This window comes from Micromonospora sp. NBC_01405 (assembly GCF_045040155.1).
Lineage (GTDB): Bacteria > Actinomycetota > Actinomycetes > Mycobacteriales > Micromonosporaceae > Micromonospora.
This window is the reverse complement of record NZ_CP109532.1, coordinates 6,464,444-6,482,066: the sequence shown is the minus strand read 5'-3', so window position 1 is coordinate 6,482,066 and position 17,623 is coordinate 6,464,444. Positions and strand designations below refer to the sequence as shown.

Genomic DNA, 17,623 nt, shown 5'->3' with positions numbered 1-17,623 from the left:
AGCACGTACCGTCTTTGAGTCCTACTACGGGAAGCGGCTGTTGTTCGCTTCGTCCCTTCGTCCGCTGGCCGAGTGACCTTCGGGTCGCGGCGGCCAGGTCCAGCGGGCGGGGGTCGGCGGGGCGGCGCGAACCGGCCGCGGTTACCGGTGTACGGGCAGGGTGAGGTGCACGGCCAGTAGACAACGGCCAGGCGGGGGCAGCCAGTTTCCCGTCGGGTCGGTCCGAAGGTCGGCGTGCCTGATCCTCGCCCCACCGGCCGGGAAGGGCCTGGGAGCATCGGGGCGCGGCAGTTGCCGCGCCCCGATTTTCGTTTCCGCCCCGGGTGGGGCGGTGCCGCGCCGGGTGCGGCGCTGGGACGGGTAGCCTTCGGCGGTGTGATCGCAGGTGAGGTGCCGGTGACGGTCGTCGCGCAGAGCCCGTCGGGTCCCGCGGCCGGGGTGCGGGCCGGTCGCGGGGGGCCGTTGCCGTTGCGGGTGGCGGTGCCGTTGGCGGTGGTCGCCGGGTTGGCGATGCTGGTGGCGTTCCCCCCGTACGGGTGGTGGCCGGCCGCGCCGGTGGGGGTGGCGTTGCTGGGCGCGGCGGTGCATCGGCGTCGGGTGCGCGCCGGTGTGGGGTTGGGTTTCGTGGCGGGCGTGGCGTTGTTCGGCCCGCTGCTGTCGTGGACGAACCTGCACACGGGTTACCTGCCGTGGCTGTTGTTGTCGTTGTTGCAGGCCGGGTACGTGGCGTTGCTGGGTGGGGCCGCGGCGTACGCGTCGCCGTTGGTGGACCGGTGGCGGTGGTCGTGGCCGGCGCTGACCGGGGTGCTGTGGGTGGGGCAGGAGGCGCTGCGGTCGCGGGCCCCGTTCGGGGGGTTCCCGTGGGGCCGGTTGGCGTTCAGCCAGGATGAGTCCCCGGCGCTGCGGTTGGCGGCGGTGGGTGGGGCGCCGCTGGTGACGTTCGCCGTCGCCGTGGCCGGTGGTCTGCTGGTGGCGGCGGTGTGGCGGCCCTGGCGGGGCGGTGCGGCGCGGTCGCGGTGGACGGCGGGGGCTCTGGTGGTGGGTGCGGCCGGGGTGCTCGCGGTGGGGCTGTTGGTGCCGGTGGGGGTCGCCGGGGGCGGCGGCACGGTCACCGTGGCGGTGGTGCAGGGCAATGTGCCCCGGCTGGGCCTGGACTTCAACGCGCAGCGGCAGGCGGTGTTGGACAACCACGTGCAGGCCACCCTTGGCCTGGCGGCGGAGGTCGCGGCGGGGCGGCGGGCGCAGCCGGATCTGGTGGTGTGGCCGGAGAACGCCAGCGACGTCGACCCGCTGCGTAGCCCGGCGGCGGGGCAGCGGATCAGTGCGGCGGCCGATGCGGTGCGGGCGCCGATCCTGGTGGGGGCGGTGCTGGTGGGTCCCGGTGAGGGGCAGAGCCGCAACGCGGGGATCCTGTGGCGGCCGGGCAGCGGCCCGGACCTGGAGCAGGTGTACACGAAGCGGCATCCGGTGCCGTTCGCCGAGTACGTGCCGCTGCGGGACGTGGCGCGGATGGTCAGCAAGGAGGTCGACCGGGTTCGCAGCGACATGGTGCCCGGTGACCGCGCCGGGGTGGTCGACGCCGGTCCGGCGGTCCTGGGTGACGTGATCTGCTTCGAGGTGGCCTACGACGGGTTGGTCCGTGACACCGTCACCGGTGGGGCGCAGCTGCTGGTGGTGCAGACCAACAACGCCACGTTCGACGTCGCCGAGGCCCGTCAGCAGTTGGCGATGGTGCGGCTGCGGGCGGTGGAGCACGGCCGCGCGTCGTTGATGGCCTCCACGGTCGGGGTGTCCGGGTTCGTGGCCCCGGATGGGCGGGTATCCGACGCCACCGGGTTCAACACCCGCGCCGTGGTGCTGCGCCAGTTGCGCCTCGGTGATGGGCGCACCCTGGCCACCCGGGTCGGGGTGTGGCCGGAGGCGGCGCTGACCGCTGCGGCGGTGGCCGCCCTGGCCGGGGCGGTGTGGCGGCGCCGACGGTCGGCCGTCGCCCGGTAGCGACACGTCGGCGTCGCGTCGGCGGGGGCGGAGGAACGGTGAGCGGAGCGGTGGGTGTGCGGCCGCAGGTGCGGCGGCCGGGGTTGGGGCGGGTGTTGGTGGTCATCCCCACCTACAACGAGGCGGACAACGTGTCGCCGATCGTGGCGCGGGTCCGCGCCGCCGCTCCGGACGTGGACGTGCTGATCGCCGACGACAACAGCCCCGACGGTACGGGGGCGATCGCCGACGCGCTCGCCGCCACCGACGCTCGGGTGCGGGTGTTGCACCGGCCAGGTAAGCAGGGCCTCGGTGCCGCCTACCTGGCGGGGTTCGGGTGGGCCCGGGAGCGCGGCTACGACGCGGTGGTGGAGATGGACGCCGACGGTTCCCACGCCCCGGAGGACCTGCCGCGGTTGCTGGCTGCCGCCGGGGACGCCGACGTGGTGATCGGTTCCCGCTGGTGCCGGGGCGCGAAGGTGGTGGACTGGCCGCTGCGGCGGCTGCTGCTGTCGCGTTGCGGGAACCTGTATGCGCGGGTGGCGTTGGGGATGCCGGTGGCTGACGCGACCGGCGGGTACCGGGTGTACCGGTTGGCGGCGTTGGACGCGGTGGACCTGGGGTCGGTGTGTTCGCAGGGCTATTCGTTCCAGGTGGAGTTGTCGCGGCTGGCGCACCGGGCGGGGGCGCGGATCGTGGAGGTGCCGATCACGTTCGCCGAGCGGGAGCGGGGGGCGAGCAAGATGAGCCCGGTGATCGTCGCGGAGGCGTTGTGGCGGATCAGTGTGTGGGCGGTGCAGGATCGGCGGGCGGCGTGGCGGCGTGGGGTGTACGGCACCCGCGCCGGTCAGGCACGGTGGCCGTGACCGGCGGCGTGTCATGCTTGAACGGCGGGATGTCGGAACGGCCGATGGGGTGAGATGCGCCGAGGACTGAAATTCGTGCCGGTGGCGGCGCTGCTGGCGGTGCTGGTGGAACTGGCGGTGTTCGTCGGGGTCGGCCGGCTGGTCGGGTTCGGGTCGGCGGTGCTGTTGGTGTTCGCGGCGTCGCTGCTGGGGCTGGTGCTGCTGCGGCGTGAGGGTATGCGGGCGTGGCGGGGGTTCCGGGCGGCGGCGCAGGCGGGTCAGCCGCCCGGCCCGCAGGTCACCGACGGGCTGGTGGGGTTGTTGGGGGCGTTGCTGCTGGCGGTGCCGGGCCTGGTCAGTGGTGTGGTGGGGGCGTTGCTGCTGGTGCCGCCGGTGCGGCGGCTCACCCGGGCCGGGGTGCGGCGGGCCGCGGAGCGGCGGGTGTCGTCGATGGTCGCCGGTGACCTGTTCGGGCCGCGGGTGGTGCGGGTGCGCCGTGGTGCGGCCCAGCCCGCCCCGTCCGACGAGGCGCCGGTCGAGCCGACGGTGGTCGACGGTGGCCGGGCCATCGAGGGGGAGATCGTCGAACCCGGCCGTTGACGCGGGAATTCCGACTTTGGGCGGGACATGCGCGAAATGCCCCCGGGAGGTGACCTCCCGGGGGCATTTCGCGTTGTTCGGGCTGGTGCTCAGGCGCGGCCGCGGCGGGTGCGGACCTCCTGCAGCCGCTCGGCGAGGATGTCCTCCAGCTCGGCGATGGAGCGGCGCTCCAGCAGCATGTCCCAGTGGGTGCGCGGCGGCTTGGCCTTCTTCTGCTCCGGCTCGTTGCCGTCGACCAGCCGGGCGACGCTGCCGTCGAACTTGCATTCCCAGGTGGTGGGGACCTCTGCGTCGACGGCGAACGGCACCTCGAACTGGTGGCCCTTGGCGCAGAGGTACTCGCGGGTCTGACGCGGCGCGAGCTCCGTGTTGCGGTCGGATTCGTAGCTGACCGCGCCCAGACGGCTTCCGCGCAGCATACGCTCGCCCATGATCGACTTCCCCTCGCTCGTGGTGCTGGTCTTCTCGTGTAACGGTCCGTGCCGGCCGGGCCATTCCCCGCCCTGGCGGGCCGGAACCCGCCCACCCGGTGGGGTGCGGCACGGCCGTCGCCCCGCAAGGGTAGCCGGACAGGACATGCACCCGGCGGGGTCGCCCCGGCCGGTCGAGTCGGTGGGAGTGTTTCGGCGGTTTACGGGGATGTTATCGAACCCCAGCCGTGCGGAGGTGTCGATGTCGAGTGACGCGCCGGTCGACCACCGGCCGCCCACCGGCCGGACCTTCTTCGGCCACCCCCGCGCCCTGGCCACCCTGTTCCTCACCGAGATGTGGGAACGGTTCAGCTTCTACGGCTTGCGGGCGATCCTGGTGCTGTACCTGACCGCCGCGGTCGCCGACGACGGCGGCGGTCTGCGCCAGTCCACCGCCACCGCCGTGTACGGCGCGTACAACGCGATGGTGTACCTGATGGCGCTGCCCGGCGGGTGGGTCGCCGACCGGCTCCTCGGCGCCCGCCGCAGCGTGCTGTGGGGCGGTGTGACCATCGCCTGCGGCCACTACGTGATGGCGATCCCGGTGGGCTGGAGCGTCTTCGCCGGCATGGCGCTGATCGTCGTCGGCACCGGGCTGCTCAAACCCAACATCTCCACCATGGTCGGCGACCTGTACGACCGGGACTCCCCGCGCCGCGACGCCGGGTTCTCCCTGTTCTACATGGGCATCAACCTGGGTGGTTTCGTCGCCCCGCTGATCACCGGTTTCCTCGGCGAACGGATCAACTGGCACCTGGGGTTCGCCGTCGCCGCCGTCGGCATGACCTTCGGGGTGATCCAGTACGTGATCGGTGGGCGGCACCTCGGCGACGCCGGCGCCCGCCCCGCCGACCCGCTGCTCGGCGCCGACCGCCGCCGCGCGCTGACCCGCGTCGGGGTGGCCGCCGGCGCGTTGGCGGTGGTTCTGGCAGCCCTGGCCGTCGTCGGGCTGTTCACCGTCGACACCATGGTCAACCTGCTCACCGCCACCACCGTGCTGGTCACCGTCGGGTACTTCACGCGGATCCTCACCGACCGGGAACTCAGCGGCACCGAACGCAGCCGGATGAAGGCGTACGTGTGGCTGTTCGTGTTCGCCGCCTCGTTCTGGCTCATCTACGACCAGGCCGGGTCGGTGCTGAACATCTTCGCCGCCGACCGCACCGACCGGGACGTGTTCGGGTTCACCTTCCCCGCGTCCTGGCTCCAGTCGGTCAACCCGATCCTGATCATCATCGGGGCGCCCCTGTTCGCGTGGCTGTGGCTGCGGCTGGGCCACCGGGTCTCCACCCCGGTGAAGTTCGCCGTCGGCCTGGTGCTCAACGGCCTGTCCTTCGTGCTGATGGCCGCCGCCGCGCAGGCCGCCGTCGGCGGTGACCTGGTCTCCCCGTGGTGGCTGGTGGCGGTCTTCGCCATCCAGGTCGCCGGGGAGTTGTCGCTGAGTCCGGTCGGCCTGTCCGCCACCACGAAACTCGCCCCGGTGAAGTACGCCAGCCAGATGATGGGCCTGTGGTTCCTGGCCACCGCCGTCGGTGACGCCATCGGCGGTCAGGTGGCCCGGCTCGCCGAGGCGTGGCCGGAGCCGACGTACTTCCTCGTCTTCGGCGTGGCGTCGGTGCTGCTGGGCCTCAGCGCGGTGATGTTCTCCCGGCACATCCGCCGGCTGATGGTCGGCATCCACTGAGAGGTCAGGGACACGTCAGCGTGGTGCGGCACCGAGCCGGGCCAGTGCGGCGGCCAGGTCGCTGACCTGGTCGACGAGCTGCGCCGAGCGCCGCTGCGCGGCGTCCCGGTCGGCCTCGGCCGCGCCGAGGCGGGCCTCCAGCTCACCGAGGCGACCCTGTAGGGTAGCCGTCGCCTCCCGGGCTGCGGCCAACTGGCTGGCGACGGCGGCGCGGGCCGCGTCGGCCTCGGCCAGCCGCGCCGACAGCGCCGCGGCTTCCTGTCGGGACGCCGTCGCCGCGGCGTGCGCCTGCTCGGCGGCGCGGCGAGCCTCGCCCGCGTCGGCGCGCAGCCGGTCGGTCTCCTCACGGGCCCGGGCGGCCTCGACGCGCGCCGCCTCTGCCGCCTCGGCGGAGCGCCGCGCGTCGGCGCGGGTCCGCTCGGCGTCGGCGTCGGCCTGCCCGGCGCGCCGCCGTGCCTCGTCCGCCGCGTCGGCGGCGCGCCGCGCGTCGGCGGCGGCGGTGTCCCGCTCGGCGGTCAGGTCGGCGGCCCGCCGTCGTTCGTCGTCGCGTTCGCCGGTCACCGTACGCAGCTCGTGCCGGGCGGCGTCGCGGTCCCGTTCGGCCTGCACCCGCAGCGCCTGCGCCGCCCCGTTGTCGCGGCGCGCGGAGTCCCGGGCCACCTCGGCGGCGTCGGCCCGCTCCCGGCCCCGGGCCGCGTCGGCCTCGGCCCGTTCGGTCCGCTCGCGGGCGGCGTCGGCCTCGGCTGCGGCCGTGCGGGCCTCCTGACGGGCTCGGGCGGCGCCCGCCGCCGCGTCCTCGGCGTCGCGGCGGGCCTCGTCGCGTTCGGTGTGTGCCTGGGCCAGTTCGGCGGCGGTCTCGGCGCGTAGTTGCGCCAGCTGCCGTTCCACCCCCGCCGGGGACAGTTCGGCGTGCAGCGCCTCGGTGAGGGTCTCCACCACCTGGTCGAGCCGGTCCACGGCCTCCCAGGTGCGGGCGACCTGCCCGGGCAGGCCCGGGGCGTTGCGGTGCCGCATCCGGTTGTTGCGTGACGCCCGCTGGCAGGCGCCGTCGTTGTCCCGGCAGTAGCGGAACGGCCGGCCCGCGCCGGCCCGCTGCGGCACGTCCCGGCCGCAGTGCGCGCAGGGACGGGTCTCGGTGGGGGAGGGCTGGGCGTCCATCGAGGCGGAAGTCTAGCCACGCCGCCCGCCCGGCCGCGGGGGACGGGCGCCGGGCGGGCGGGTCAGCCGGCGGCGCGGGCCGCGCCGTCGAGGGTGTAGCGGCGCTGCGCCAGCACCGCGGCGAGCATCAGCGCGGCCGGCAGCAACCCGAATCCGTAGCGGATCGCGGTGAGCGCCGCGCCGGGTTGGGCGACCGGCTCACCGCCGGCCGAGGCGACGAACCCGCCGGCGGCGAGGCACAGCGCGTACGCGTAGGGGCCCAACGCGGCGCCGGTGGCCTCGGTGGCCGTCCACACCCCGGTGTAGGTGCCCGCGCCGGTGGCGCCCGCGGCGCGGATGACGTCGGGCACCATCGCGAACGGCAGCAGTTGCATCCCGGCGAACGACACCCCGAGCACCGCCACCGCCGCGACCAGCGCCGGCAGGCCCGCCGGTCGGCCCACGGCGAGCACCAGCGATCCGGCGGCGAACGCGCCCTGCGCGGCCAGCAGCGCCCGCTGCTTGCCGACCCGCCGGGCCACCGCCAGCCAGCCGGGGGTGACCAGCAGCGCCGGGGCGACGAACGCCGCGACCAGCACGGTGGTCAGCGCGGGACGGCCCAGCTCGTACTCGGCGTAGTAGGGCACCCCGGCGAGCACCAGGTGCGTGGTGGTCGACATCGCCAGGTACGCGGCGACCAGCCAGCGGAACTGCCTGTCGCGCAGCGCCGCGACCAGTGCCCGCCACCCGCCCGGGGCGTGGCCGTCCCCCGACGTCCCGGCGGCCCGGCGCAGCCGGCCGATGCCCGTCATCCCGACCAGCATCGCCGCGAGGGTGCCCACGCCCAGCAGCAGTCCCATCCGCTGGTAGCCGGCCCGTGTCGCGGTGTCCCCGCCGGTCAGCAGTGGCGCCAGCAGGCCGGCGACCAGGATCCCGGCGGTGAGCACCACCATCCGGAACGCCATCAGCCGGGTCCGCTCGTGGTAGCCGATCCGCAGGTCGGCCGGGGTGGCCAGGTAGGGCACCTGGTAGGCGGCGAAGAGCAGGTTCCCGGCGACGAAGCACACCGCCACCCAGCCCGCCGCCGGCGCACCGGTGAGCCCGCCGGGGACGGCGAACAGCGCGGCGAACGCCACCGGCAGCAGGCAGCCGACCAGCAGCAGGCGTCGCCGGTGTCCGCGGCGGGCCTGCTGCACGTCGCAGCGGTGCCCCACCCACGGGTGCAGCAGCACGTCGGCGACCTTCGGCGCCAGCAGCGTCAGGCCGGCCAGCCACGGCGCCACGGCGAGGACGTCGGTGAGGAAGTACAGCAGCAGCAACCCGGGTACGGTGACCCAGACGCCCATGCCGAGCGAGCCGGTGGCGAAGCCGAGCAGCGGCCCGCGCGGCAGGCGGGTGCCCGGCGTGCGGTCGCGGGTGTCGAGCCCGGTCATAGGTTTGCGTCCCTCCGGCGGCACGCCGCCCCCAATCCAACGGTTGCTGGATTGTAGGGGGACAATGGCGGCCGTGACCATGCCCCGACGGCGACCGGGTCGGCCCCGGCGTTCCGACACCCGAGACACCCGCGAGGTGGTGCTCGCCGCCGCCACCGCACTGTTCGCCGCCCGCGGCGTCGACGCCGTCGGGCTGCGGGAGGTCGCCGCGGCCGCCGGTGTCGACGTGGCCACGGTCTCCCACCACACGGGTACGAAGGCGCAGCTCTACGACGCCTGCTTCGCCCGGGTGTTCGCCGCCGAGCGGGCGGTGCTCCAGGCCGGGGCGGCGCGCGCCCGCGAAGCCCTCGACGCCGGGCCGCAGCAGGCACGGCGCGCCCTGTACGACCTGCTCGACGTGTTCGTCGACTTCCTGGAGGACCGGCCGGAGACCACCGCGCTGTGGCTGCGCCGCTGGTTGGAGCCGGACCGGCACGCCGAGCTGGACCAGCGCTACGCCACCCCCCTGTACGACCTGGTGGAGGAGTTGCTGGCCGCCGCCGCGGCCGGCGGGGCACTGGTGGAGCCGACCCCGCACGTCACGGTACGCAGCCTGGTGTGGGCGGTGCACGCGCACGTGGTGGCGCTGGCCACCCCCGGGGGGTCACCGGCACGGGAGCGGCGGGAGTTCCGGGCGTTCCTGCGCCGGCTGCTCGATGCCCTGTACGGCCCGCCGGCTTGACGAGCGGGGCCCGATCCGCGCATTATCCGGCAGGCGTTGGATTAACTGTCGAGGGGGACCGCATGGGGGCACCGCCACGGGTCGCGGTCGTCGGCGCCGGCGCCGCCGGCCTGGCCACCCTCAAGGCCCTCGCCGACGTCGGCGTCACCGCCGTGGCCTACGAGGCCGCCGACACCGTCGGCGGCCTGTGGGTGTACGGGGCCCCCGACTCGCCCGCGTACCGGACCCTGCACCTGAACACCAGCAGGACCCGCACCCAGTTCGCCGACCACCCCATGCCGGCGCACTGGCCCGACTACCCCGACCACACCCGCGTCGCCGGCTACCTGCACGACTACGCGCGACGCTTCGGGCTGCTCGACGCCGTCGCACTGCGACACACCGTCACCCACGTCGCCCCCGGCGCCGACGGCCGCTGGACGGTACGGGCCACCGGCCCGCACGGCCCCGTCGAGGTCGACGTGGAGGCGGTTGTCGTCGCCAACGGCCACAACCGGGTGCCCCGCCCACCCGAGCCCGGCTACCCGGGCGACTGCGCCGCCGAACAGCTGCACAGCCACGACTACCGGGGCCCCGAGCAGCTCACCGGCCGGCGGGTCCTGGTCGTCGGCGGCGGCAACTCCGCGATGGACATCGCCGTGGACGCCTCCCACACCGCCCGGCGCACCCTGTTGTCCCTGCGCCGGGGGGTGTGGGTGGTGCCCAAGTACCTGCTCGGCCGCCCGGCGGACACCCTCAACGGGGCGCTCGCGCGCCGGCTGCCCTGGCGGCTGCGTCAGCGGATCAGCCAGGGCGTGCTCGCCGCCACCGTCGGCCCACCGCCCCGTTACGGCCTGCCCGCCCCCACCCACGGCTTCCTGCAGGACCACCCCACCCTCTCCGACACCCTGCTGTCCCGGCTCACCCACGGCGCCGTCGAGGCCCGCCCCGGCATCGCCGCCTTCCACGGCGACCGGGTCGAGTTCACCGACGGCCGGGTCGACGAGGTCGACCTCGTCGTGTGGTGCACCGGCTACCGCGTCGCCGTGGACTTCCTCGACCCGGCGCTGCTCGGCGCCGGCCCCGACACCCTCCCGCTGTACCGGCACGTGTTCCACCTCGACGCACCCGGCCTGGCGTTCGTCGGGCTCATGCAGTCCACCGGAGCCGCGTTCCCCCTGGTCGAGGCGCAGGCCCGGCTCGTCGCCGCGCACCTGGCCGGCCGGTACGCCCTGCCCGACGCGGACCGGCGGCGGGCCGCCTGCCGGGCCGAGCTGCGCGCCGCCACCGCCCGGTGGGGGCAGCGCCGACCGGCGATGCGGGTCGACTTCGACGCGTACCTGGCCGACCTGCGCCGGGAACTGGCCGCCGGCGTCCGCCGAGCCCGGACGACGCGATGAGCGCCCTGACCGGCCGCCGGGTCGTCGTCACCGGCGCCCGGGGCACCTTCGGACGTGAGCTGTGCGCGGCCCTGGCCGCCGCCGATGCCCGCGTCATCGGCCTCGACCTGTACCCCGGCACCACCGCCGGAGTGCCGGTGCTCGGCGTCGACCTGACCGACCCGGACGCCACGACCGCGGCCGTGCGCGCCGCCGTCGCCCGGCTCGGCGGCCTCGACCTGCTGGTGAACAACGCCGGCGTCGGCGGACCCGCCCCCGCCGAACTGGCCCCCGACGACACCGTGCGTCAGCAGATCGAGGTGAATCTGCTCGCCGCGTGGCGGACCACCGCCGCCGCCCTGCCCGCCCTCGTCGACGCCCGCGGCCGGGTGATCTTCGTGGCCAGCCGGATGGCGGTCCTGCCGCTACCCCTCGCGGCCGCGTACGGGGTCAGCAAGCGCGCCCTCGTCGCGTACGCCGACGCGCTGCGGCTGGAGGTCGGCACCCACGTCGGGGTCAGCGTGGTCTACCCCAGCATGGTCGCCTCACCCATCCACGACAGCACCTCCCGAGCCGGCCTGTCCCTGCGGGGGGTGTCCCGGCTGGAATCCGTCGAGGGTGTGGTCGCGGCGATCCTGCGTGCCGCCACCGCCCGCCGCGCCCCCCGCGACGTTTCCACCACCGCCCGGGGACGTCTCGAGTTGGCCCTGGCCCGGCACGCGCCCGCGCTCGCCGACCGCCTCGTGCGGCGCACTGTCGCCGTCCGGGTCGCCGCCGGTGACCTCGACGGCGCGCCGCTGGCCGAGGGCCTCGTCCGCCGCCACCGCGACGCCGCCGGCTGACCGGCGCGGCGGGCCGTCAGAACGTGGCCGCGGCGGCCCGGGACCGGTCCGCCGCGATGCGCACGGCCAGGGCCGCCAGCACCGTTCCCATCAGGTACCGCTGCACCCGCAGCCAGGTGGGGCGGCCGGCCAGGAACGACGCGACCGACCCGGCGCTCAGCACGATCAGCGCGTTCACCGTCAACGCGATGACGATCTGGACGCCGCCCAGCAGCAGGCTCTGCGCCGCCACGTGTCCCCGCGCCGGATCCACGAACTGCGGCAACAGCGACACGTACAGAATCGCGATCTTCGGGTTGAGCAGGTTCGTGACCAGGCCCATCGTGAACAGCCGCCGCGGCCGGTCCGGCGGCAACGGCGCCGGCGCGAACGCTGACCGGCCACCGGGGCGCACCGCCTGCCAGGCCAGCCACAGCAGGTACCCCGCCCCGGCCAGCTTCACCACCGTGTACAGCGTCGGCACCAGCACGAACACCGTCGCGATGCCGGCGACCGCGGCTGTCAGGTAGACACCGAACCCGACCGCCACCCCGGCCAGCGACACCAGCCCGGCGCGGCGGCCCTGCGTCACCGACCGGGACACCAGGTAGACCATGTTCGGGCCGGGAGTCAGCACCAGCCCCAACGCCACCAGCGCGATCCCCAGCACCGCCGTCGCATCGACCATGATCCGCCCCGTTTTCCCGTTCGAGTTCGCGGTCGAGCCTACGCTGTGCCCGGGGCCCTCAGCGCCGACGGATCAGCAGGGGCTGGCTCCGGGGTGAGCCGGCCGTCGCCCGGCGGCCGGTAGAACGCCTGACACCTCGGGCTAGCGGCCAGCCCACCGTCCACTCCGGCCCCTCGACGGGCAGCACCGCCCCGCGTGATGGGCCACACTACGGGGATGCCGGTCCTGCTGCGGGCCCCCGCGACCGCCCACCGCCCCGAGCTGCTGCTCCGCCCATGGTGCGCCGCGGACATCGCCGAGCTGATCGAGGTCTACCGCGATCCGGAGCTGCGCCGCTGGGTGCGGCGCCCCGTCGACGACGTCAACGGCGCCCGGCGGTGGGTGACCCGCAGCAGGCAGGGCTGGGCCGCCGGTAGCCGGTTCAGCTTCGCGGTGCTGCAGCCGCGGCCCGCCGCCGCGGACCGGCTCGTCGCCACGGTGGTGCTCAAGGAGGTCCTGCCCGGCCGCGAACCGCCGAGGTGGGCTACTGGACGGCCGCCTGGGCGCGTGGGCGCGGCGTCGCGCCCCGGGCGGTGGAGGCGGTCACCGGCTGGGCGTTCACCCGGTTCGCCGCGACCGGGCTGGCCCGGCTGGAACTGCTGCACCAGGTCGACAACCTGGCCTCGTGCCGGGTGGCGGAGAAGACCGGCTACCTGTTGCAGGAGGTGTTGCCGGCTCGCGCGCCGTTCCCCCGCGACGGGCACCGCTACGTCCGCGGAGCACCGCCGGCCCCACGCCGCGCCCAGGCCTGAACCGGCCGTGGGGACCACCGGAACAGTCATGCGTTCAGTGGGCAGCCCCGGAGGGCCGGTTCACAGGCACGGCAAAGCACCTGCGAGTGCCTCAGGCGGCATGCTGCAATGAATCATCATGAATCCAGTAAATCTCCCGTCGATCAATCAATCCGGCCTCCTGCTCGCGATGGAGCAGAACCTCGCCGAGCACGCCTGCCACCTGCACCGGAACCTGGAAGGCGCATCCGTCACCGAGACCGGCGACCTGCTGATCGCCGACAGCGGTTTCACCGACGACACCTTCAACATCGTCGCGGCGGCCCGCTTCACCCCGGCCGCCGCCCCGACCCGCGCCGCGGAGGTGGCCCGGACCTTGGCCGCCACCGGCCGCCCCTTCTCTTGGTGGGTGGGCCCCGCCTCCACACCAGGCAATCTTGCCGAGTGCCTCCAGGTCGCCGGCCTGGAGGCGTCGGAGACCGAGACCGGCATGTGGAAGGACCTGCGCGGCCCTCTCCCCGAGGCGTACGCCGACGGCCTGGACATCCGCCTGGCGACCACTGCGGAGCATCTCGCCGACTACGCCACGGTCCTCGCTGCGAACTGGAACCCGCCCGCCGCCACGGTGCACCGGTTCTTCGCCGACGCCGCCGACTTGGCGCTCACCGCCGACTGCCCCGCCCGCTACATGGTCGGCTACGTCGACGGCCGTCCCGTCTGCTCGGCCGAGGTCTTCCTGCACGCGGGCGTTGCCGGGATCTACAACATCGCCACTCTCGCCACCGCCCGCCGTCGCGGCTATGGCGGCGCCATCACCCTGGCCACCCTGCACACCGCCCGCGACGTGGGCTACGGGACCGCGGTGCTGCAAGCATCCGCCAACGGCGAACCCGTCTACCGCCGCCTCGGTTTCACCGCCTGCGGCCAATTCACCGAGTACGCCATTACCCCCTGACCGGTCACAGCAAAAGGTGGGCAGGGAACGAGCGCACAACCCCGGCCTCTTGTCAGCTCCGAGGGAACCCACAAAAGGCCGGGGAGTGTTCAGGCTGCTTGACCTTCGTCAACGATCCTGACCCAGAGGCTGCTGGTGACGCCGCACGCGGTCACCGCGCCGTCAACAACGGTGGCGTCGCAGTCGTAATGGTATCCGGTTGCGCCGTCGTGATCAGCCCTGCCGTCGTGGACGGCGAGGTCCGGATGGCAGGGCGGTTGCGATCGACTTGACCCGACCTGTGCCGCAGATGCTGCTGTTGATGGAGAAGTCATCACCGGCCGCGACGGACATGGGACGCCGGCGTTGACGCCCCGGCAGTAGCGGCAGTGGGTGCGAGCAGGAGGGTTGCGAACGCGAAGGGCAGCTTCACGCAATTTTTTGCCTTCATTTTCCCCCTTTTCGAGAGGCAGTACATGAAGTGGGTGAAACGGAGGGGGCCCGTTTGATGCACGCGCAACTGAATGGGGCCGGTCGGCGGCTGTCGCAACATCACCAGCGACACCCTGCGTCAACGGGTATCGTGACTCTGTGTCGCGCATCGGTCACGCAGTCGGTGCGCCATTGGTCGACTCCTGAGGGGGGCGTTGTTGAACGCCGGGAACGTCCGCCACGCCTCCGCACGGCCCGACGTTTCTCATGCCGAGGCCCTCGAAGGAGTCTCCCCGTGCCCGGCCGTCACCTGGTGCGCCGTCGATACCGCGTCACTCAACGCTCCTGGGCGTCAACTTCCCAGCGTTACTTTTGAGCTGGAAGCTGCGGGGGCAGGAGTTTCGGGAGGCACGGGAGGTGGCGACGGTGACCGACAGGTGGGAGGCGGCGGCTGAGGCGCAGATCCGCACCGCCCAGGAGCGTGGTGAGTTCGACAACCTGCCCGGCATGGGCAAACCGCTCCCGGGACGGAACACCCCCTACGACGAGTCGTGGTGGATCAAGAGCTTCCTGGAGCGCGAGGCGCTGCCCACCGAGCTGCTGCTCCCCACCCCGCTGCAACTGCGCCGCCGCATCGAGCGGATCCCCGACGAGGTGCGGGACCTGCCCACCGAACAGGCCGTGCGGGCGTACGTGGGTGACCTCAACGCGCAGGTCCTCGCCTGGCTGCGCAACCCGACCGGGCCGCGGGTCGTCGTCCGGCCCGCCAACGCCGACGAGGTGGTCCGGCAGTGGCGCGCCGCCCGGGACCGGTCCCGGGTGGAGACCGGCCCCGCGCCGCAGCCGTCGCAGCTGCCGCGAAGCCGTCGAGGCTGGTGGCGGCCCCGGGGCCGCCGCGCCTGACCGGGGGTGACGTCCGCTTCCGGTCAGCCCAGGGCGTCCTCGATGAGGTCGGCGGCTCGCGCGGTGCCGCCCTCGGCTCGCGTGTCGGCACGTAGCAGCGCCAGGCGGCGGCTGACCTCCGCGTCGGCGACAAGTTCACTCAGGGCGGTCCGCAGCGCTGCCGCGGTGGCGTCCGAGGTGGCGATGCGGCGGGCCACGCCAAGCTCGACCGGGTCAGTCGTAGATCTGGGGGAGGCACATGCCCGGACCCTATCCGGGGGCGGCGCTACGTACACGGTGATATCGAGCAGTTCGGCGGGGGCAGCACGCCCTGGGGGCGATCCCGCGCTCCGCGACGGCGACCTTGACTTATCGATCGCCGCCGATTTAACTTTTAGGAAAGTTTCCTAAAAGGAGGACGCCATGGGCGGTCGTACCGGTCCACGAAGAGCCACCCGTCTGCCGCTGGCCGTCACGGTCCTGCTGGCCGTGGTCGCCGCCATCGTCGCGCCGTCGAGCGCGGCCCATGCCGCCGCCGGTCTCACCGCCGGCTTCTCCTCGTCCGACAACGGCTCGTGGCGGATGGACAAGTACGTCATCAGCAACCCGACGACGACCGCGGTCACCGGGTGGACCCTCGAGTTCGACCTGCCGGCCGGGGTGACCATGGGCAACGCCTACCACGGCACCGTCACCCGGGTCGGTGACCACGTCACGGTCGTCAACGCGCACTACAACGGCACCGTCGCGGCCGGTGGCAGCACCGAGCCGTACAGCTTCTGGTACATCGCGACCGGGACGGCCACCGCGCCGACGAACTGCCGGGTCAACGGCAACAAGTGCGACGGCAGCCCCGACCGGGCGCCGGGCACGCCGACCGGCCTCACGGTCAGCGGGCGGACCACCAAGACCCTGTCGCTGACCTGGACCGCCGCCACCGCCACCGACTTCCCGATCGCGGGGTACGACGTGCTGCGCGGCGGGACCGTCGTCGCGTCGGTCACCGGCACTGCGGCGACCGTCGGCGGGCTGACGCCGAACACCTCGTACACCTTCGCCGTCGTGGCCAAGGACACCCGCGGCAACACCTCGCCGGCGAGCGCCGCGGTGTCGGCCACCACCCTCAACCCGGGCGACGACACCGTCGCCCCGCCGGCACCCGGTGGCCTGCGCAGCACCGCCGTGACCGCCAACAGCGTCACGCTCGCGTGGAACGCCGTCAACGACGCCAGCGGCATCGCCGGGTACGACGTCTACCGCGGCACCCAAATCGCCGCCACGGTCAACGGCACGGGCACCAGCATCACCGTCGGCGGACTCACCGCACTGACCGCGTACACCTTCACCGTCCGCGCCCGCGACACCTACGACAACGTCTCGCCCGCCAGCGCGCCGGTCACCGTCACCACCGACGACGTGATGGGCGCCGGCCGGTACGCCAAGGTCGGCTACTTCGTCCAATGGGGAATCTACGGCCGGCAGTACTTCGTGAAGAACCTCGACACGTCCGGCGCCGCAGCGAAGCTGACCCACATCAACTACTCCTTCGCCAACCTCGACCCGGTGAACCTGACCTGCCTGCAAGGCGTCACCCGGGGCACCACCCAGAACCCGCAGGACCCCGACCAGGGCACCGGCGCGGGCGACGCCGACGCCGACTACGGCCGACCGTTCAGTGCGGCGCAGTCGGTGGACGGCGTGGCCGACACCGGCTGGGAGAAGCTGCGCGGCAACTTCAACCAGCTCAAGAAGCTCAAGGCCAAGCACCCGCACCTGAAGATCCTGATCTCGCTCGGAGGCTGGACGTACTCCAAGTTCTTCTCCGACGCCGCGGCGACCCCCGCGAGCCGGGAGAAGCTGGTCCGCTCGTGCCTGGACATCTACCTGCGGGGCAACCTGCCGGTGGCCGGTAACTCCGGCGGGCCCGGCACCGCGGCCGGCATCTTCGACGGCATCGACCTCGACTGGGAGTGGCCCGGCGCCGAAGGGCACCCCGGCAACCACTGGGGGCCGCAGGACAAGGCCAACAACACGGCGCTGCTCGCCGAGTTCCGCCGGCAGATGGACGGACTCGGCGCGACCACCGGAAAGCGGTACCTGCTGACCGCGTTCACCCCGGCCGATCCGGCGAAGATCGACGCGGGGTGGGACATCAGCCGCGCCGACGGCACGCCGAGCGTCTTCGACTACCTCGACTTCGCCAACGTGCAGGGGTACGACTTCCACGGCGCCGGCAGCGACAACTCGTGGGAGCCGAACCGCACCGGACACCAGGGCAACCTGTACCGCGACGCGCAGGACCCGTACCCGTTCGAGTTCAGCGTCGAACGCGCCGTGCGCACGTACACCGACGCCGGGGTCAACCCGCGCCAGCTCACCGTCGGCTTCGCCTTCTACGGCCGGGGCTGGCAGGGGGTCGCCGCCGGAACCCTGCCGGGCGGCGGCTCGGCCAACGGGGAGTGGCAGACCGCCACCGGGGCGGCACCCGGCCAGTTCGCCGAGGAGGCGGGCACCCGCGGGTACGCCAACCTGCTCGCGATGGTGCCCGGCTGCACCGTCCACCACGACACGCAGTCCGTCTCGTCGTACTGCTTCACCGGCAACGGCGGGCAGTGGTGGACCTTCGACGACCCGTGGTCGATCGGCCAGAAGACCACCTGGGCCAAGCAGCAGAACCTGCTCGGCGGCATGATCTGGGAGATGTCCGGCGACACCACCGCCGGCACCCTGATGTCCGCCGTGAACACCGGCCTGCCGTCACCACGCTGACACCGACCCGGGGGCGGCGGGGCCACCGCGCCGCCGCCCCCGGCGGGGTCGGGGACCAGCCGGTCCGGCACGACGGCGGCGAGCCGGTCCTGACCAGCCGAA

At 73.8% G+C, this 17,623-nt stretch carries 15 protein-coding genes and 1 pseudogene; 11 read left to right on the top strand and 5 right to left on the bottom strand.

Features of this window, described 5'->3' with window-relative positions:
* Nucleotides 1-438: 438 nt before the first annotated feature.
* The 3 genes from lnt to OG559_RS27995 are packed head-to-tail and all read left to right on the top strand — an operon-like array spanning nt 439 to nt 3,422.
* Entirely contained in the window at nt 439-1,998 is a 1,560-nt protein-coding gene (lnt, locus tag OG559_RS28005) for an apolipoprotein N-acyltransferase (protein ID WP_405117027.1), read from the top strand.
* A gap of 38 nt (nt 1,999-2,036) precedes the next feature.
* Nucleotides 2,037-2,843 carry a polyprenol monophosphomannose synthase gene (locus OG559_RS28000; RefSeq protein WP_396674307.1) on the top strand — a complete coding sequence of 269 codons (807 nt, stop codon included), beginning with the start codon at nt 2,037-2,039 and terminating at the stop codon, nt 2,841-2,843.
* 54 nt (nt 2,844-2,897) lie between these two features.
* Nucleotides 2,898-3,422 carry an FxsA family protein gene (locus tag OG559_RS27995; RefSeq protein ID WP_405109161.1) on the top strand — a complete coding sequence of 175 codons (525 nt, stop codon included), beginning with the start codon at nt 2,898-2,900 and terminating at the stop codon, nt 3,420-3,422.
* Between the two features lie 89 nt (nt 3,423-3,511).
* On the opposite strand, the gene OG559_RS27990 is transcribed toward OG559_RS27995, so the two are convergent.
* A complete protein-coding gene (locus OG559_RS27990) occupies nt 3,512-3,853 on the bottom strand; it encodes an RNA polymerase-binding protein RbpA (protein WP_007460094.1) in 342 nt (113 codons plus the stop codon).
* A gap of 241 nt (nt 3,854-4,094) precedes the next feature.
* Between OG559_RS27990 and OG559_RS27985 the strand changes: the two genes are divergently transcribed.
* Nucleotides 4,095-5,576: a peptide MFS transporter gene (locus tag OG559_RS27985; RefSeq protein WP_405109158.1), complete on the top strand. Its 1,482-nt coding sequence runs from the start codon at nt 4,095-4,097 to the stop codon at nt 5,574-5,576.
* Nucleotides 5,577-5,591: 15 nt separating this feature from the next.
* Here the strand turns inward: OG559_RS27985 and OG559_RS27980 are convergent, their stop codons facing one another.
* Nucleotides 5,592-6,734 (bottom strand): hypothetical protein, encoded by a 1,143-nt coding sequence (locus OG559_RS27980; protein WP_405109156.1) that lies wholly within the window; start codon nt 6,732-6,734, stop codon nt 5,592-5,594.
* A gap of 62 nt (nt 6,735-6,796) precedes the next feature.
* Nucleotides 6,797-8,146 carry an MFS transporter gene (locus OG559_RS27975; protein WP_405109153.1) on the bottom strand — a complete coding sequence of 450 codons (1,350 nt, stop codon included), beginning with the start codon at nt 8,144-8,146 and terminating at the stop codon, nt 6,797-6,799.
* 79 nt (nt 8,147-8,225) lie between these two features.
* Here OG559_RS27975 and OG559_RS27970 point away from each other — a divergent pair, with 79 nt between their 5' ends.
* The 3 genes from OG559_RS27970 to OG559_RS27960 all read left to right on the top strand — a co-directional run bounded on the left by OG559_RS27970 (nt 8,226) and on the right by OG559_RS27960 (nt 11,067).
* Complete coding sequence (locus OG559_RS27970; RefSeq protein ID WP_405117025.1) at nt 8,226-8,867, top strand: TetR family transcriptional regulator; 642 nt, start codon at nt 8,226-8,228, stop codon at nt 8,865-8,867.
* Between the two features lie 62 nt (nt 8,868-8,929).
* A complete protein-coding gene (locus tag OG559_RS27965) occupies nt 8,930-10,246 on the top strand; it encodes a flavin-containing monooxygenase (protein ID WP_405109150.1) in 1,317 nt (438 codons plus the stop codon).
* Complete coding sequence (locus OG559_RS27960; protein ID WP_405109148.1) at nt 10,243-11,067, top strand: SDR family NAD(P)-dependent oxidoreductase; 825 nt, start codon at nt 10,243-10,245, stop codon at nt 11,065-11,067. Before OG559_RS27965 ends, OG559_RS27960 begins: the two co-directional genes overlap by 4 nt.
* A gap of 16 nt (nt 11,068-11,083) precedes the next feature.
* On the opposite strand, the gene OG559_RS27955 is transcribed toward OG559_RS27960, so the two are convergent.
* Complete coding sequence (locus OG559_RS27955) at nt 11,084-11,734, bottom strand: LysE family translocator (protein WP_405109145.1); 651 nt, start codon at nt 11,732-11,734, stop codon at nt 11,084-11,086.
* Nucleotides 11,735-11,932: 198 nt separating this feature from the next.
* On the opposite strand from OG559_RS27955, the pseudogene OG559_RS27950 reads away from it, so the two are divergent.
* The 3 genes and pseudogenes from OG559_RS27950 (at nt 11,933) to OG559_RS27940 (ending at nt 14,773) form a co-directional block, all read left to right on the top strand.
* A pseudogene (locus tag OG559_RS27950) lies at nt 11,933-12,525 on the top strand (GNAT family N-acetyltransferase).
* A 118-nt stretch (nt 12,526-12,643) separates the two neighbouring features.
* Nucleotides 12,644-13,459, top strand: coding sequence for a GNAT family N-acetyltransferase (locus OG559_RS27945; protein WP_405109142.1), 816 nt, complete (start codon nt 12,644-12,646; stop codon nt 13,457-13,459).
* Nucleotides 13,460-14,296: 837 nt separating this feature from the next.
* Nucleotides 14,297-14,773, top strand: coding sequence for a DUF1992 domain-containing protein (locus OG559_RS27940; RefSeq protein WP_405109139.1), 477 nt, complete (start codon nt 14,297-14,299; stop codon nt 14,771-14,773).
* 23 nt (nt 14,774-14,796) lie between these two features.
* Here OG559_RS27940 and OG559_RS27935 read toward each other — a convergent pair whose 3' ends face one another.
* Nucleotides 14,797-14,970 carry a hypothetical protein gene (locus OG559_RS27935; RefSeq protein ID WP_405109137.1) on the bottom strand — a complete coding sequence of 58 codons (174 nt, stop codon included), beginning with the start codon at nt 14,968-14,970 and terminating at the stop codon, nt 14,797-14,799.
* A gap of 205 nt (nt 14,971-15,175) precedes the next feature.
* Between OG559_RS27935 and OG559_RS27930 the strand changes: the two genes are divergently transcribed.
* Nucleotides 15,176-17,521, top strand: a complete 2,346-nt coding sequence (locus tag OG559_RS27930; protein WP_405109134.1) for a glycosyl hydrolase family 18 protein — start codon at nt 15,176-15,178, stop codon at nt 17,519-17,521.
* The last annotated feature ends 102 nt before the right edge of the window (nt 17,522-17,623 follow it).

Coding starts and splice junctions, on each gene's coding strand:
- OG559_RS27995 (WP_405109161.1), top strand. CDS start 2,898: ATGCGCCGAGGACTGAAATTCGTGCCGGTGGCGGCGCTGCTGGCGGTG.
- OG559_RS27990 (WP_007460094.1), bottom strand. CDS start 3,853: ATGGGCGAGCGTATGCTGCGCGGAAGCCGTCTGGGCGCGGTCAGCTAC.
- OG559_RS27985 (WP_405109158.1), top strand. CDS start 4,095: ATGTCGAGTGACGCGCCGGTCGACCACCGGCCGCCCACCGGCCGGACC.
- OG559_RS27980 (WP_405109156.1), bottom strand. CDS start 6,734: ATGGACGCCCAGCCCTCCCCCACCGAGACCCGTCCCTGCGCGCACTGC.
- OG559_RS27975 (WP_405109153.1), bottom strand. CDS start 8,146: ATGACCGGGCTCGACACCCGCGACCGCACGCCGGGCACCCGCCTGCCG.
- OG559_RS27970 (WP_405117025.1), top strand. CDS start 8,226: ATGCCCCGACGGCGACCGGGTCGGCCCCGGCGTTCCGACACCCGAGAC.
- OG559_RS27965 (WP_405109150.1), top strand. CDS start 8,930: ATGGGGGCACCGCCACGGGTCGCGGTCGTCGGCGCCGGCGCCGCCGGC.
- OG559_RS27960 (WP_405109148.1), top strand. CDS start 10,243: ATGAGCGCCCTGACCGGCCGCCGGGTCGTCGTCACCGGCGCCCGGGGC.
- OG559_RS27955 (WP_405109145.1), bottom strand. CDS start 11,734: ATGGTCGATGCGACGGCGGTGCTGGGGATCGCGCTGGTGGCGTTGGGG.
- OG559_RS27945 (WP_405109142.1), top strand. CDS start 12,644: ATGAATCCAGTAAATCTCCCGTCGATCAATCAATCCGGCCTCCTGCTC.
- OG559_RS27930 (WP_405109134.1), top strand. CDS start 15,176: ATGGGCGGTCGTACCGGTCCACGAAGAGCCACCCGTCTGCCGCTGGCC.